The following is a 14496-nucleotide window of genomic DNA, read 5'->3' as shown; positions in this document are numbered from 1 at the left end:
GTTCAAGGTTGAGGAGATCAAGGACGCGCTGAACACCGAGTTCGAGTACGCGAACGTCATGCAGATCCCCGGCGTCGTCAAGGTCGTCGTCAACATGGGTGTCGGCGACGCCGCCCGTGACGCGAAGCTGATCAACGGTGCGGTCGCAGACCTCGCCGCGATCACCGGCCAGAAGCCCGAGATCCGCAAGGCTCGTAAGTCCATCGCGCAGTTCAAGCTCCGCGAGGGAATGCCCATCGGCGCGCGCGTCACGCTGCGCGGCGACCGTATGTGGGAGTTCCTGGACCGTCTCGTGTCCATCGCGCTTCCCCGCATCAGGGACTTCCGTGGCCTGTCGGGCACGCAGTTCGACGGCAACGGCAACTACACGTTCGGCCTGAACGAGCAGTCGATGTTCCACGAGATCGACGTCGACAAGATCGACCGCCCTCGCGGTATGGACATCACCGTCGTCACGACGGCAACCAACAACGACGAAGGCCGCGCGCTGCTCAAGCACCTCGGCTTCCCGTTCAAGGAGATCTGAGCGTATGGCAAAGAAGGCACTGGTCAACAAGGCCAACAAGAAGCCGAAGTTCGCGGTCCGCGCCTACACGCGCTGCCAGCGGTGCGGTCGCCCGCACTCGGTGTTCCGCAAGTTCGGTCTCTGCCGCATCTGCGTGCGCGAGATGGCGCACCGCGGAGAGCTTCCCGGAGTGCACAAGAGCTCCTGGTGATCTGATCCCCACCCGAAAGGCCCGAGCCGTCACGGCTCGGGCCTTTCGGCGTTCAGGACCGGAGTTCTGCCAGCGCCTTCGCCAGTCGCGCGGCGCAACCAGTAAAGCCGATAGACTTCGACAAAAAGAAGCTAGATATCGAACCTGCCCGGAACTCCACGGCTGGGAGAGCCGTGTAGTCGCGAACATCAGGGAACGGGTCTGCGCTCCGTCGGGTAATCAACGATGAGATGGTCATTCACGGCCATCGTTGGCCAACCCTGCCGCCCTAATAGTGAGGTCAGTTGCGCCCCGGCCGATCACTTTTCCGAGGATTCTGCTGAAACCCCTAAGCTCCACTTGCGTCTTGATGCTGTATCCGGCCGAGCTTTAGTCGCCAAGGCCGGCCGTCAACATGCAACCGATGCCAAGGTCCTGCGGCATGATGAGATTCACTCTTCAGCCTGCAGTGGACTCCTGCTTATGCGACTATGCCCTGCAACACCACAATCACCGTCAGTTGCGTTGACGAAGCGATCCGATCGCCGACGCGGAGTAGGAGATCGTCATGAGTTCCGACCCTCTTAATCTTCTGGCTAAGTTGGAGCAACCAGAACTTCGTGCGTTTGTGCAATCAGCGCGTGTGGGTACTGCCCCCGCAAACCCAGTAGTCATCGATCTGGACCCGACAACTTTTTGCAATCTTGGATGCGCGGGGTGTATCAGCGAGAACCTTCTAAATGCGGACAGGTTTACTAAGGTCGAGTTGACCCAGCTTGCTGCAGATATCGCTTCGTTAGGTGTTCTAGGAGTTGTATTCTCGGGCGGTGGCGAGCCCCTTGCGCACCCAGCAACGGTTGACGCGATGAAAATCTTGCACAACTCGGGCGTTCGTATAGGTCTTGTCACAAACGGTACGGTCCTCGGCGGGCGAATTGGCGAAATAGCGCAGTACTGTTCATGGATTAGAGTGTCAGTAGATGCAGCGACGCAAGCCACTTTCGATGCGCTTAGACCTCCCCGCAAGGGGAGCGTAAGCCAATTCGACACAGTTATCCGCGGCATGCGGGCATTGAATTCTGCGGGTGCGGCGCTACTCGGATACTCATTTGTAGTCAACCCAGGCAGGCTGGGCTCCGCTTCGAACATCGAAGAGATACCGCTTGCAATTGATTTGGCCGATGAAATCGGTTGTGACTACATTGAGTTCAAATCGTACATGCAGGAAGATCACCATCTTTGGTCTCTTACCGCAGACGAGCTGTCGTCCATAAGAGAATCCGTCACTTCTGGGAAGAAACGGTCCGATCTTCGCTTGCAGGTCCATCTGTCGTCAAACTTAACGGACGCGATTGCCGGAAAGTCGCTATCGCAGTATAAGAATTACGACCAGTGTGCCGTCTCCACACTACGGACAGTAGTCACCCCGACAGGCATGTACCCGTGCGGTTATCATCGTGGCAGTGAACAGTGGCGTATGGGCAATCCAAGACAAAGCAGCCTTAGTGAGGTTTGGAAGACTGCCCATAGTCGTGAGATGCCGGTGCCGAGTCGAGATTGCAACTTTTATTGCGCCCGCCATGAGAGCAACCTCGCAATCATGCAATTTTCCGATCGCGTTGGCTTAATACCGCGAGAGGAGCGGGATTTTGACCCCTTCATTTAAGGCGCAAGGCGGTGCCAGTGCTCGGGTATGTTTAAGTGGGGAGGATCTAGACTGGCTAGGGGGGGTAAGCGTTTGTCTACCGCTAAAGTTTCGGACAAAAGTTGGATTAATTGATCGGCCGTCCCCCGCCGATCAGGAACTCTACAGCGAAGTCTGGCGCTCGTTTCGCAACCTCGGTCTTGTGTCGGGTCCCTCTCCAACCTTTGTCGTTGATACGGATATCCCCTCATCGATCGGACTTGCGTCATCATCGGCTGGGGTAGTCGCGGCGGCCATAGCTGTGAATTCTCGCTTTGCTTTAGGGTTGAGCGAGGAGCAAATTTTGCGGATTGCTTACGAAACAGAGTTTGTCGGGACAGGGGGGGGAGGAATGGATCATATAGCGTCGGTGTCTGCAGACGTTTCGGTAACCGACGGATGCGATGGATTTTTGCCGCGACGTTCGGAGGGTCGATATGAGTGGAAAGCTGATTGGCTTGTCTCGCTCGTCATTCCACCCGGCACTAAAGATTGCCGAAATCACATCAAAGAAGTACGATCATGGCAAAAATATGATCCCGCAAGAATCGGGGCCTATCGAAGTGCGGTTACAGTGGCTTCAAAAATGATTCTGCGCGCCATTGACCAAGATGACATTGCTCTACTCGGCGCGTCCATGGACGCCGCGCATCAAGCAATGCGGGACTTGTTTGCGATGTCGACTGAAACTCTTGAAACAGAGCGCTCGAAAGTACTTCGCGCTGGCGCTGCCGGCGTCAAGTTGACCGGTTCGGGGGGTGGTGGGTGCCTGGTCGTCGTGACACAGCAGGACCGGCATCCGGAATTTGTAGAACAGTGGCTCGGACTCCGATCTAACGCGTCCGCTGCCAGATTGGTGAGCAATGTGGGTCGACATCGGGAGAAAATCGGGTAATGAACTACGGCGAGTTAGTTGTGGGCGGCATAACGGGTGCGGTGCTAGGCCAATTCCTACCGTGGTTGCTACAAAGGTACTCATTGTCGATATCCAAACGAAGAACTAATAGGTCAATTTCAATGGATTTACGGGGGGTCATCTATGACCGGGTCACCAACTACAGTTCACACGCGTCAGCGGCGTCCAACGTAGCGCCGTACACCGTTCGCGTTGCGAACTCGGAACTGCTGATCCCATTCTTGACCCGGCCTGAATGGGTTGTACAACAGCCGGTGGGGGTCGGGCACGATCCATTATTCGTCCACGAGAACGAGGCGATGGAGTTCAAGGTTGACGATCGTCTTATCCGTCAACGACAAGGCGTCGGTCAGAGGCTGTTTAATGCGCCTGCCTTATACTTTCGTGAAATTCGAGTGAACGCAGGTGCGCTGCAGATATCCGTAGGCAGCTGTAGTTATTTCGACATTGCTACCAGCCTTATCCGACTAGAGAATGAAACGTTTCGTGGTCTCCGCTTGCGGAAGGAGCGGCCACAACCCTATCGCGATAGAGCGCTGTATCCGACAGACAGCAGTCGTTGGACGGGAGACCCCTTCTCGGTGGCGGCGAGTGTCGCGCTTATTCTTGGCAAGGAAGGCGACGAGGAGTTACTTCTGCACAGGCGTTCCTTCGAGACTGTTACCTATGGCGGCATGCAGGCTGTGATTCCGTACTTTGGGATGATGCCTATTGATCCCCCGCGGGGGAGTATGCAGGGCTTAGATATTGATTACGTCGCGGTTGTCAACATAATCAAAGAGTACTGTGAAGAGCTGTTTTCCTACGATGAACTCATCGACCACAACTCACACAACATCGTTGATCCCGACTGGATCTACAATATCCGAGAGGCGGCGGACCTCAAATCTTGGTTAGTGGACGGTCGGGCTGAGCTGAGCTGCCTAGGCTTTGGATTTGATGCGTTGAATGGATCGGCGACTGTGTCCTATAGTTTGTGGATCAAAGATGAACAATTAGTTCGGGGCGTCCGACGCAAATTTAACGGTAACTGGGAGGTTGATTCTGCGAAAGGCGCGAGTATGCGTCTATACCCGTTGCGGTCCGCTGAGTTGGCAGGCCTCTTACTGGATCGGGATTTGACTTACGGAAGTGCTTTCACCGTTTCCAGGGTGCTTGAACTATTGGAGCACCAGTCTGGTCAGCTATGACCTAGTTTGGTCCTCTATCGGTCCATAGGGACGGTGGATACTGCCCGCTTGCAACAAGTTTTTTTACTGCCTTACTCGCGGCTCCTGCGTCGTCGCGGTATGTGACTCCAAACCATCTTTCGGGGCTCTGAAGAATGCGGCATTGAAGTTCCGATGCTCGGACCGCTGACTGGACCGCTTCTGGTAAATAAAATTCTTTTCTGGTATCGCTGCCGTAGTTTGATAGGAATCGCTCCCACTGGCCTGCAAGGAGTTCAATTACCGCGTACCGGAACCCCCACATATTCATGGATACAATTTCTGAACCAGATAGTGTGTATGGTTGGTCGTCGAGGTACCCTTCAATAATTCCAGTGCTTGTAGACCTAATGTTGGTGGTCTCGCGTATGCCGGCGAGTAGACCGCCGGCATCCATACGACATATGCCCCTGTTGACTTCGCCGAAGTCTGATAATGTTTCAGCAAGGTTGAACCCGACTAGTGCCGCGCCTTCTTCTGGGGCATCTAGGAATGACGCGAGCATTTGGTAGGACCGTCTACCATAAAAATCATCTGCATTGATCACGGCGAAGTCGCCTCTAATGGAACTTGCCGCAGATAAGACTGCGTGCCCAGTGCCCCACGGTGTGTCCCGGGACGGTGCAGCGTACTCGGTCCGCTTGAGATCTTGCACTACATATTTGACGTCAACTCGTTCGCTGAGCCCTCCGCTTAACGCAGTTTCGAACAATGGCCGTGTTTCGTTGCGGATCACTAGAACTATTTCACTGAATCCGGCCAGAATCGCATCATAAGCCGCGTATTCAAGTAGGGTCTCACCGTTCGGCCCGAATCTGGCCAATTGCTTGACGCCGCCATATCTAGAACCGCGCCCCGCAGCCAGTACGACCAGTGCAGTTTCATTCCTCATGATGCTCTGTCTGGTTCGCCTCGCCTGCGCTGCACGACTTCGTAGACTCCGCGGAGCGTTTGATTGTCGTCTAACTCTGACCAACCGCCGTAGCCGTTTGTGGTGCTCACAAGCTGAATATCCAGAAGGATCGCAAACTCATTGTTTAATTCTCCAGACGGTTCGCTCTTGACTCGTGTGTCGGTCGTCGTAATTCCTAACCGTTTTCGTTCACTTAAGACGTAGTCGTGAATGTCGGCTAGCATGGCATCTTGTTCGTTCATTATCCGTCCAAACCTTCCGCTCTAGTAATTCCAAAATCATACACAGCGGCTAGTGAAGCGCCTGTTGAGGTGTGCGCTCGCTGCGATGCGAACGTGTCGTATCGTCGCTGGGTCGTCGCTGGGTCGTCGCGGCTGAGTGGGCCGCTCGGTGGGGCCTCGGCGCCATCGACTAACTGTGGCTCGACCTGAGGTTGGTTCGAGGTAGTCGGCGGGTGCGCTTAGGCTGACAGGATCGAACGAGCATATGCTCTCCATGCTGGTCTGCTCTCGTACCGGGTGTCCGCACGTCAGGCGCTCGCAGGCTGGTTTAACGAGGTGGATCCAGTTGGCGCAGGGTCCCCTCCTTGGTCACAAGGGCGCATCTCAGCCAGGTCGGGCGTCCAGGGGGCTCCGCGGGCTACTGAGCTTTCGGCGGGTTTCGCGTCGAGGCAGATCCCCTTACACGTCTAATCAACGTCCCGATCGCCAAGATCCTGCGCTGGTAAGCGATTCGTACACTGACACGATGGGTCCGTTTCGGCACACGTTACCGTGGCGGGCGGCATAGGCTGCCGGCGCAGGGGGCTGCATAGTCAGGAGTGAATCATGGCGCAAGCAACTAGAGCCGCTTCGGTCATGAAGGATACGGAACTCAAGCGGGTCCTCGGACCAGGACTGCTGTTGCTCTTCATCGTCGGCGACATTCTCGGCGCCGGTGTCTACGCGGTCACCGGCGACATGATCTCGAATGTGGGCGGAATGGCGTGGCTGCCGTTCATCCTCGCGTTCGTCGTCGCAACGTTGACCGCGTTCTCCTATCTCGAGCTCGTGTGCAAATATCCGCAGGCGGCCGGCGCCGCGCTGTACACGCACAAGGCGTTCGGTGTGCACTTCGCGACGTTCCTGGTGGCTTTCGCCGTGATCTGTTCCGGCATCACCAGCGCGTCCACGTCCTCGAACGTCGTCGCGGGCAATCTGCTTGCGGGACTGCATGAGACGTTCTCCACCGAGGACGGCGTCGGGTGGTTCGACGTGCCCACCGGTGACACGGCCCAGTTGGTGGTCGCCCTCGGATTCATGGTGCTGCTGGCGGCGATCAACCTGCGCGGCGTCGGCGAATCGGTGAAGTTCAATGTCGTCCTGACGATCATCGAGATGGCAGCGCTCGCCATTGTCATCGCCATCGGATTCGTTGCCGTGGGAAGTGGTAGCGCCGAAGGTGACATCGCCAATCTGGTGGTGTTCGACGACGCCAACGAGAAGGGTTGGTTCCTGGCCGTCACCGTCGCGACGACGATCGCGTTCTTCGCGATGGTCGGCTTCGAGGATTCCGTGAACATGGTCGAGGAGACCAAGGAACCGGAGAAGATCTTCCCGAAGATGATGCTCTCCGGTCTCGGAATCGCTTGCCTCATCTACGTTCTGGTAGTCGTCGCCGTGATCGCGGTGCTGCCGCTCGACTACGACTCCGGCAGCGAAGGCATCCTGCTCCACGTCGTGCGACTCGGTGCGCCGGGACTCCCGATCGACGAGATCTTCCCGTACCTGACGGTGTTCGCCGTCGCCAACACCGCCCTGATCAACATGCTGATGGCGAGCCGGTTGATCTACGGACTGGGCCGGCAGCGAATCCTGCCGAAGTCCCTCAGTGCCGTGCTTCCGACGCGTCGCTCGCCGTGGGCCGCCATCGTCTTCTCGACGGTCATGGCACTGGTCCTGATCGTCGTGGTGAACCAGCTGCAGGGAAACTCGGTCGTCAGCGCACTGTCCGGAACGACCGGACTACTGCTGCTGTGCGTGTTCGCAGTGGTCAACGTCGCCAACTTGGTGCTCAAGCGCAAAAAGGAGACGACGGGCTTCAGCGCGCCGCTCTGGGTCCCGGTCACCGGAGGCACCCTGTGCCTGTTCCTCGTCGGACCGTGGGCCCGCACCGATGCGCAGATGATTCAATACCGCATCGCCGGCGCGATGCTGCTGCTCGGTGTGGCGCTGTGGGTGGTGACGTTCTTCGTCAACCGCGCCACCCAGGGCAAGTCGCGCTTCATCGACGTCGAAGCGTTGGACCGCGACGAGAAGGCGAATCTCGGTGACCGGGTGCGTGATCGTGGAGACGGCAAGGACTGAGCTCGTGGGGAGGTGCGCCCCGCGGCTCCTGCCGACGGGGGTGTGGGCTCGCGAGAAGGGGTGCGCACACCCTGTGCAGCGTCAGTCGAGGTGGAGGCTCGGTGCACTTTCCCCCGATGGTCGCTTTCCGAGGTTGCCCCGGCTGCCTCCTGCGCGCGCCTTCTCGTACTTGACCGCCTGCTTAGGGCTCAGTGTCCGAGCGCGTCCGTTCGAATCGACGACGTGAACGATGTGCCACGTCTCGGCCGCTGCTCGGGCAACCACTGCCTCCTTGCCGATGATGTCCGCATGAGCCTTGACGTGCGAGTCGACTGTGTTCAGGGCTTCGCTCGTGGCAACGGGAAGTGAACCCGGCTCACAGAAGTGCTCGAACGTGCGCCACCAGCCGTACATGTGCTTCTCCTTGCGTCGGTGTGCGGGAGACCAGTACCGCACACCCTTGTCGCGAGGCGCACACCCCTGCAGCACGGCAATGCGCCGCACTCGGGAGCTTCCTCAGCAAGCGCACACCCTTCCGGTGAAGCGCACACCTCTTACTGCCGACTGCAGCGGGTGTGCGCTCACCTGAAGGGGTGTGCGCACCCTGTGCAGCTCCGGAACTCACCGCGGTCCGGCGTCACGCCTCCAAGCGCACGCTCTCTTCGTGGAGCGCACACCCCGTGCAGCCCCGGAACGCACCGCGGACCAGCGTCACGCCCCCGAGCGCACACTCTTTCCGTGAAGCGCACACCCCCTACCGCCGACTGGAGAGGGTGCACACTCACCAGAAGTGGTGTGCACACCCCCTGCCGCACCGCCCCCAGCCGCACGCCCCCCACGCGCCAGCACCCCTCCAACCTGCACCGATTTGGCCACCGGAAGGTCGCTCCTCTACACTTGACCGGTTGCCCGGGTACCGTCATGCCTGCATACGACCCGAGCTACTCAGGTTTCTTGCCATGATGCTCGAAACACCCGCCAGTGCTCACGTCTGCACTGGCAGGAGCGCAACCCCTGACCGGCAACAGTCGGTCAGGACAGAACACTTCGCTGTAGGCCCACGACGGGACGAGTCAGGCCCTGCTACCAGGGCACCAGCTCGCACGTGCTGTATGGGAACCGCTGCGAGAAAGGGCCATGAACTCTGTCATGACCATGACCGACCCGATCGCAGACTTCTTGACACGTCTGCGCAACGCCAACTCGGCGTACCACGATCAGGTGAAGCTGCCTCACTCGAAGATCAAGGCGAACATCGCCGAGATCCTCAAGCGTGAGGGCTACATCTCCGAGTACCGCACCGAGGACGCCGAGGTGGGCAAGACCCTCATCGTCGACCTCAAGTACGGTCCCAGCCGCGAGCGCAGCCTCGCCGGTGTGCGACGGGTGTCCAAGCCCGGACTGCGTGTGTACGCAAAATCCACCAATCTGCCCAAGGTGCTCGGCGGCCTCGGCGTGGCGATCATCTCCACGTCCACCGGCTTGCTGACCGATCGCCAGGCGGCCAATCAGGGCGTCGGCGGCGAAGTCCTCGCGTACGTCTGGTAAGGGAGGCCACCACTATGTCGCGTATCGGAAAGCTTCCTGTGACAGTTCCCGCCGGAGTCGATGTCACCATCGCCGGCCAGGATGTCACCGTCAAGGGCCCCAAGGGCACCTTGAGTCTCACCATCGCAGAGCCGATCACCATCGCCAAGAACGATGACGGATCCCTCTCGGTTTCTCGGCCCGACGACGAGCGTCGTAGCCGCTCGCTCCACGGCCTCTCGCGCACTCTCGTCGCGAACCTCATCACGGGTGTGACCACCGGTTACACCACGAAGATGGAGATTCACGGCGTCGGTTACCGCGTGGCACTGAAGGGCAGCGACCTCGAGTTCGCTCTCGGCTACAGCCACCCGGTGCCGATCACGGCGCCCGACGGCATCACCTTCGCAGTCGAGACGCCCACCCGATTCTCGGTTTCGGGTATCGACAAGCAGAAGGTCGGCCAGATCTCTGCCAACATCCGTCGTCTCCGTCGTCCCGACCCGTACAAGGGCAAGGGCGTTCGGTACGAGGGTGAGCAGATCCGCCGCAAGGTCGGAAAGACAGGTAAGTGATGAGCAACTCTGCACCAACTTCGAACCCGAAGCGCATCCCGCTGGGCAAGGACGCGTCCACGCGTCGTCGCCTGTCCAAGACGCGCCGTCACTTCCGCCTGCGCAAGAAGGTGTCCGGCACTGCCGAGCGCCCTCGCCTCGTGGTCAACCGCTCGTCGCGTCACCTGCACGCACAGCTCATCGACGACCTGACCGGCCGCACTCTCGCGTCCGCGTCCAGCATCGAAGCCGATGTGCGTGCGACGGAGGGCGACAAGAAGGCCCGTGGCGCGAAGGTCGGCGCACTCATCGCCGAGCGTGCCAAGGCAGCCGGCATCGACGCTGTGGTCTTCGACCGCGGCGGCCACGGTTATGCCGGACGCATCGCGGCACTCGCCGATGCAGCTCGCGAAGGCGGGTTGAAGTTCTGATGACCAACGCAGCGAAGATTCAGCTCATCAACGGAAGGACAGCCTGATGCCGGGACGTCAACGGCGTGACGGCGGAAGCGGACCCGCCGGAGCCAACAGTGGACCCAATGCGGCCGGAGGTGACAACCGTGGCGGTGGAGACAACCGCGGCGGCGGTCGCGGCGGTCGCGATCAGCGTGGCGGAAACGCCCCGGAGAAGAACAACCTCGAGCGCGTAGTCGCGATCAACCGCGTCTCCAAGGTCGTGAAGGGTGGTCGTCGCTTCAGCTTCACCGCCCTCGTGATCGTCGGAGACGGCAACGGACTGGTCGGCGTCGGCTACGGCAAGGCCAAGGAAGTTCCCGCAGCCATTCAGAAGGGTGTCGAGGAGGCTCGCAAGAGCTTCTTCCGCGTCCCGCTGATCGGTAGCACGATCACGCACCCCGTCCAGGGTGAGGCTGCGGCCGGTGTGGTCATGCTGCGCCCGGCAAGCCCCGGTACCGGTGTCATCGCCGGTGGCGCGGTGCGTGCCGTGCTCGAGTGTGCAGGTGTCCACGACATCCTCGCCAAGTCGCTCGGTAGCGACAACGCGATCAACGTCGTGCACGCCACCGTTGCAGCTCTCAAGAGCCTGCAGCGTCCGGAAGAGGTCGCGGCTCGTCGTGGTCTGCCGATCGAGGACGTTGCTCCCGCCGGTATGCTGCGCGCTCGCGCCCAGGCAGCAGCAGCAGCAGGGAGTGCAGCACATGGCTGAGCTCAAAGTCACCCAGATCAAGAGCACCATCGGTCAGAAGAAGAACCAGCGTGACAGCATCCGCACGCTGGGCCTCAAGAAGATCCGCCAGTCGGTCATTCGCGAGGACACCCCGCAGACACGCGGTCTGATCAATGTGGTGCGTCACCTCGTCACCGTTGAGGAGGTCACCAAGTGACCATCAAATTGCATCACCTTCGCCCGGCACCGGGTTCGAAGAGCGCCAAGATCCGCGTCGGTCGCGGTGAAGCCGGCAAGCGCGGTAAGACCGCCGGTCGCGGTACGAAGGGTACGGGCGCTCGCAAGAACGTTCCCGCACGCTTCGAGGGTGGACAGATGCCGCTGCACATGCGGCTTCCGAAGCTCAAGGGCTTCACCAACCGCAACCGTGTCGAGTACCAGGTCGTGAACCTGGTCGACATCGAGCGTCTGTTCCCCGAGGGCGGCGAGATCTCCAAGGACGATCTCGTGGCCAAGGGTGCAGTGCGCAAGAACCGCCTGGTCAAGATCCTTGGCGACGGCGACTTCTCGGTGAAGGCGAACATCACCGCCGACAAGTTCACCGGCAGTGCCAAGGAAAAGATCACCGCAGCCGGTGGGTCCACCACCGAGTTGTGAGTGACGTCGGTGTCGCCCGCACAGGGTGAACGCCACCGATACGGACCGATGGCCGTGGTACGACTTCGTGCTACGGCCATCGGCCTTTCAGCGTCCCGCGAGTGTGCTGCCCGGCTGGGTAGGACTCCGTGCTCGCGGGCGCTGTTAGAGTTCGACGGGGCGCTGCTGCGCCCCGACCATCTCCCTCGTTAGTCACCCCGTCCAGGAGGATCGTTGCTTTCCGCCTTTGTGTCGGCCCTCAGGACACCTGACCTGAGACGGAAGATCCTCTTCACGCTCGGCCTGATCGCTCTCTATCGGTTCGGCGCGACGCTTCCGTCGCCCGGTGTCGACTACGGCAACGTCCGCCAGTGCATCGATCAGGTGTCCGGCGGCGATTCCGCCGGTATCTACTCGCTGATCAACCTGTTCTCGGGTGGCGCGCTGCTCCAACTCTCCGTGTTCGCGATCGGCATCATGCCGTTCATCACGGCGAGCATCATCGTCCAGCTCCTCACCGTGGTCATCCCGCGGTTCGAGGAACTCCGCAAGGAGGGCCAGGCCGGCCAGGCGAAGATGACGCAGTACACGCGCTATCTGTCCATCGCGTTGGCGATCCTCCAGGCCACCGGTCTGGTGGCTCTGGCGTCGCGCGGTCAGCTGCTGCAGGGCTGCAACCTCGACATCATCGCCGACCCGTCGATCTTCGGGTTGGTCACGATCGTGCTGGTCATGACCGCGGGTGCTGCCCTGGTCATGTGGTTCGGCGAGATCATCACCGAGCGCGGCGTCGGCAACGGCATGTCGCTCCTGATCTTCGCCGGCATCGCCTCGCGTATCCCGTCCGAGGGCAAGTCCATTCTGGACAGCCGCGGCGGCATCGTGTTCGCTCTGGTCTGCCTGGCAGCACTGGCGATCATCGTCGGCGTCGTCTTCGTCGAGCAGGGCCAGCGTCGTATCCCCGTGCAGTACGCCAAGCGCATGGTGGGTCGTCGTATGTACGGCGGGTCGTCGACCTACCTGCCGCTGAAGGTCAACCAGGCCGGCGTCATCCCGGTGATCTTCGCGTCCTCGCTGCTGTACCTGCCCAACCTCATCGCTCAGCTGACCAATGCCAGCACGGCGGCGGACCCGAGTTGGTGGCAACGCGCCATCAACACGTATCTGGTGAACCCGGCGAACCCGGTGTACATCGCGATCTACTTCGGCCTCATCGTCTTCTTCACGTACTTCTACGTCGCCATCACGTTCAACCCCGAAGAGCGTGCCGACGAGATGAAGAAGTACGGCGGATTCATCCCGGGCATCAGGCCGGGACGTCCGACGGCCGACTACCTCAATTTCGTTCTCAGCCGCATCACGCTGCCCGGTGCGATCTACCTCGGCACCATCGCTGTGCTTCCCAACCTGTTCCTCGACATCGGTAACTCCGGTGGCGCCCAGAACCTGCCGTTCGGCGGAACCGCGGTGCTCATCATGGTGAGCGTGGGACTGGACACGGTGAAGCAGATCGAAAGCCAGCTGATGCAGCGCAACTACGAAGGGTTCCTCAAGTGAGACTCGTCCTCCTCGGTCCTCCCGGAGCCGGCAAGGGCACTCAGGCGACGCTGTTGTCCGAGAAGCTCGGTATCCCGCACATCTCCACCGGCGACCTGTTCCGCGCGAACATCGGCCAGCAGACCCCGCTGGGCATCGAGGCCAAGAAGTACCTCGATGCAGGCGACCTGGTTCCGAGCGAGCTGACCGTCGACATGGTCCGCGACCGTCTCGCGGAGCCCGACGCGGTCAACGGCTTCATTCTCGACGGGTTCCCGCGCTCGACCGGACAGGCAGATTCGCTGTCGTCCATCCTCGAGGACGCCGGCACGTCACTCGATGCCGTCGTTTCCTTCGTCATCGACGAGGACGTCGTCGTCGAGCGGATGCTCGCTCGTGGCCGCGAGGACGACAAGGAAGACGTCATCCGCAACCGGATGAAGGTCTACCGCGACGAGACCGCCCCGCTGCTCGAGTACTACTCGGGTCACGGCCGGTTGGTCACTGTCGGCGCTGTCGGCGAGGTCGACGACGTCAACAAGAAGGTCATCGACGCGATCCAGAGCGACGACTGACCCATGGGTTTCGGACGCAGACGCAAGGTGGTCCCGTTCCGCAGCGCCGGTGAGCTCGATGCCATGGCTGCGGCGGGGGCTGTCGTCGGTGCAGCGCTGGTCGCGGTTCGTGACGCAGCAAAGCCCGGCGTCTCGACGCTCGAGCTCGACCGGGTCGCGGAAGCCGTGATCCGCGACGCGGGCGCCGTGCCCTCGTTCCTCGGCTACCACGGTTTCACCGGCAGCATCTGCAGCTCCGTCAACGACCGCGTCGTCCACGGAATCCCGTCGGCCGACGACATCCTGGCCGAGGGCGATCTCATTTCCATCGACTGCGGAGCCATTCTCGACGGATGGCACGGCGACTCGGCATGGACGTTCGGCGTCGGCACCGTCATCGAGGCGGACGAGATGCTGAGCGAGGCCACGCGTTTGTCGATGGAGGCGGGTATCGCGGCGATGCTTCCCGGGAACCGCCTCACCGACGTCTCCCACGCCATCGAGCAGGGAACACACGCAGCGGAGAAGGCACACGGCCGCGCGTACGGCATCGTCGACGGCTACGGCGGGCACGGTATCGGACGCGAGATGCACATGGAGCCGTTCCTGGCCAACGAAGGGGCGCCCGGCAAGGGCCCCGAGCTCGTGGTCGGATCGACTCTGGCGATCGAGCCGATGTTGACTCTCGGTACCTACGAGACCCGCGTGCTGGACGACGACTGGACCGTCGTGACCACCGACGGCTCGCGCTCCGCGCACTGGGAGCACACCGTCGCGGTCACCGAGGACGGGCCGAGAATCCTCACCCTGCGTCCGTAGCTGCG

At 60.7% G+C, this 14496-nt stretch carries 17 protein-coding genes; 15 read left to right on the top strand and 2 right to left on the bottom strand.

Annotated elements, in window-relative coordinates; genetic code table 11:
* The first annotated feature begins 16 nt into the window (after positions 1-16).
* The 5 genes from rplE to RU01_RS12550 all read left to right on the top strand — a co-directional run bounded on the left by rplE (position 17) and on the right by RU01_RS12550 (position 4485).
* On the top strand, positions 17-526 hold the full coding sequence (gene rplE / locus RU01_RS12565) for a 50S ribosomal protein L5 (RefSeq protein WP_231568694.1): 510 nt from the start codon (positions 17-19) through the stop codon (positions 524-526).
* A gap of 4 nt (positions 527-530) precedes the next feature.
* Complete coding sequence (locus tag RU01_RS12560; protein ID WP_027504665.1) at positions 531-716, top strand: type Z 30S ribosomal protein S14; 186 nt, start codon at positions 531-533, stop codon at positions 714-716.
* A 547-nt stretch (positions 717-1263) separates the two neighbouring features.
* Positions 1264-2361, top strand: coding sequence for a radical SAM protein (locus tag RU01_RS22505; protein ID WP_082043082.1), 1098 nt, complete (start codon positions 1264-1266; stop codon positions 2359-2361).
* Between the two features lie 181 nt (positions 2362-2542).
* The gene (locus RU01_RS23535) at positions 2543-3274 is read left to right on the top strand and encodes a GHMP family kinase ATP-binding protein (RefSeq protein ID WP_156148898.1); all 732 of its coding nucleotides are present in this window, start codon (positions 2543-2545) and stop codon (positions 3272-3274) included.
* 320 nt (positions 3275-3594) lie between these two features.
* A complete protein-coding gene (locus RU01_RS12550) occupies positions 3595-4485 on the top strand; it encodes a hypothetical protein (RefSeq protein WP_156148897.1) in 891 nt (296 codons plus the stop codon).
* Position 4486: 1 nt separating this feature from the next.
* Here RU01_RS12550 and RU01_RS22495 read toward each other — a convergent pair whose 3' ends face one another.
* The gene (locus RU01_RS22495; RefSeq protein ID WP_082043080.1) at positions 4487-5395 is read right to left on the bottom strand and encodes a nucleotidyltransferase family protein; all 909 of its coding nucleotides are present in this window, start codon (positions 5393-5395) and stop codon (positions 4487-4489) included.
* Positions 5396-6273: 878 nt separating this feature from the next.
* Between RU01_RS22495 and RU01_RS12545 the strand changes: the two genes are divergently transcribed.
* On the top strand, positions 6274-7761 hold the full coding sequence (locus tag RU01_RS12545; RefSeq protein WP_231568693.1) for an APC family permease: 1488 nt from the start codon (positions 6274-6276) through the stop codon (positions 7759-7761).
* A gap of 81 nt (positions 7762-7842) precedes the next feature.
* On the opposite strand, the gene RU01_RS12540 is transcribed toward RU01_RS12545, so the two are convergent.
* Positions 7843-8244 (bottom strand): hypothetical protein, encoded by a 402-nt coding sequence (locus RU01_RS12540; protein ID WP_156148896.1) that lies wholly within the window; start codon positions 8242-8244, stop codon positions 7843-7845.
* Positions 8245-8889: 645 nt separating this feature from the next.
* On the opposite strand from RU01_RS12540, the gene rpsH reads away from it, so the two are divergent.
* The 9 genes from rpsH (at position 8890) to map (ending at position 14491) form a co-directional block, all read left to right on the top strand.
* Positions 8890-9288, top strand: a complete 399-nt coding sequence (gene rpsH / locus RU01_RS12535; protein WP_027504667.1) for a 30S ribosomal protein S8 — start codon at positions 8890-8892, stop codon at positions 9286-9288.
* Positions 9289-9302: 14 nt separating this feature from the next.
* Positions 9303-9842: a 50S ribosomal protein L6 gene (gene rplF / locus RU01_RS12530; protein ID WP_042574890.1), complete on the top strand. Its 540-nt coding sequence runs from the start codon at positions 9303-9305 to the stop codon at positions 9840-9842.
* A complete protein-coding gene (gene rplR / locus RU01_RS12525; RefSeq protein ID WP_042574889.1) occupies positions 9842-10252 on the top strand; it encodes a 50S ribosomal protein L18 in 411 nt (136 codons plus the stop codon). The genes rplF and rplR overlap by 1 nt, the downstream gene beginning before the upstream one ends.
* A gap of 46 nt (positions 10253-10298) precedes the next feature.
* Positions 10299-10985 carry a 30S ribosomal protein S5 gene (gene rpsE, locus RU01_RS12520; RefSeq protein ID WP_042574888.1) on the top strand — a complete coding sequence of 229 codons (687 nt, stop codon included), beginning with the start codon at positions 10299-10301 and terminating at the stop codon, positions 10983-10985.
* The gene (gene rpmD, locus RU01_RS12515) at positions 10978-11163 is read left to right on the top strand and encodes a 50S ribosomal protein L30 (RefSeq protein ID WP_042574887.1); all 186 of its coding nucleotides are present in this window, start codon (positions 10978-10980) and stop codon (positions 11161-11163) included. Before rpsE ends, rpmD begins: the two co-directional genes overlap by 8 nt.
* Entirely contained in the window at positions 11160-11603 is a 444-nt protein-coding gene (rplO, locus tag RU01_RS12510) for a 50S ribosomal protein L15 (RefSeq protein WP_042574886.1), read from the top strand. The genes rpmD and rplO overlap by 4 nt, the downstream gene beginning before the upstream one ends.
* Positions 11604-11816: 213 nt before the next feature.
* Complete coding sequence (secY, locus tag RU01_RS12505; protein WP_042574885.1) at positions 11817-13139, top strand: preprotein translocase subunit SecY; 1323 nt, start codon at positions 11817-11819, stop codon at positions 13137-13139.
* Entirely contained in the window at positions 13136-13693 is a 558-nt protein-coding gene (locus tag RU01_RS12500; RefSeq protein WP_042574884.1) for an adenylate kinase, read from the top strand. The genes secY and RU01_RS12500 overlap by 4 nt, the downstream gene beginning before the upstream one ends.
* Before the next feature lie 3 nt (positions 13694-13696).
* Complete coding sequence (map, locus tag RU01_RS12495; protein ID WP_042574883.1) at positions 13697-14491, top strand: type I methionyl aminopeptidase; 795 nt, start codon at positions 13697-13699, stop codon at positions 14489-14491.
* Positions 14492-14496 lie beyond the last annotated feature (5 nt).

Source organism: Rhodococcus sp. MEB064 (genome assembly GCF_000834565.1).
In the GTDB taxonomy this organism is placed as follows: domain Bacteria; phylum Actinomycetota; class Actinomycetes; order Mycobacteriales; family Mycobacteriaceae; genus Rhodococcoides.
Note: the sequence above shows the minus strand (reverse complement) of the source record. Positions and strands in the feature narration are given on the sequence as shown.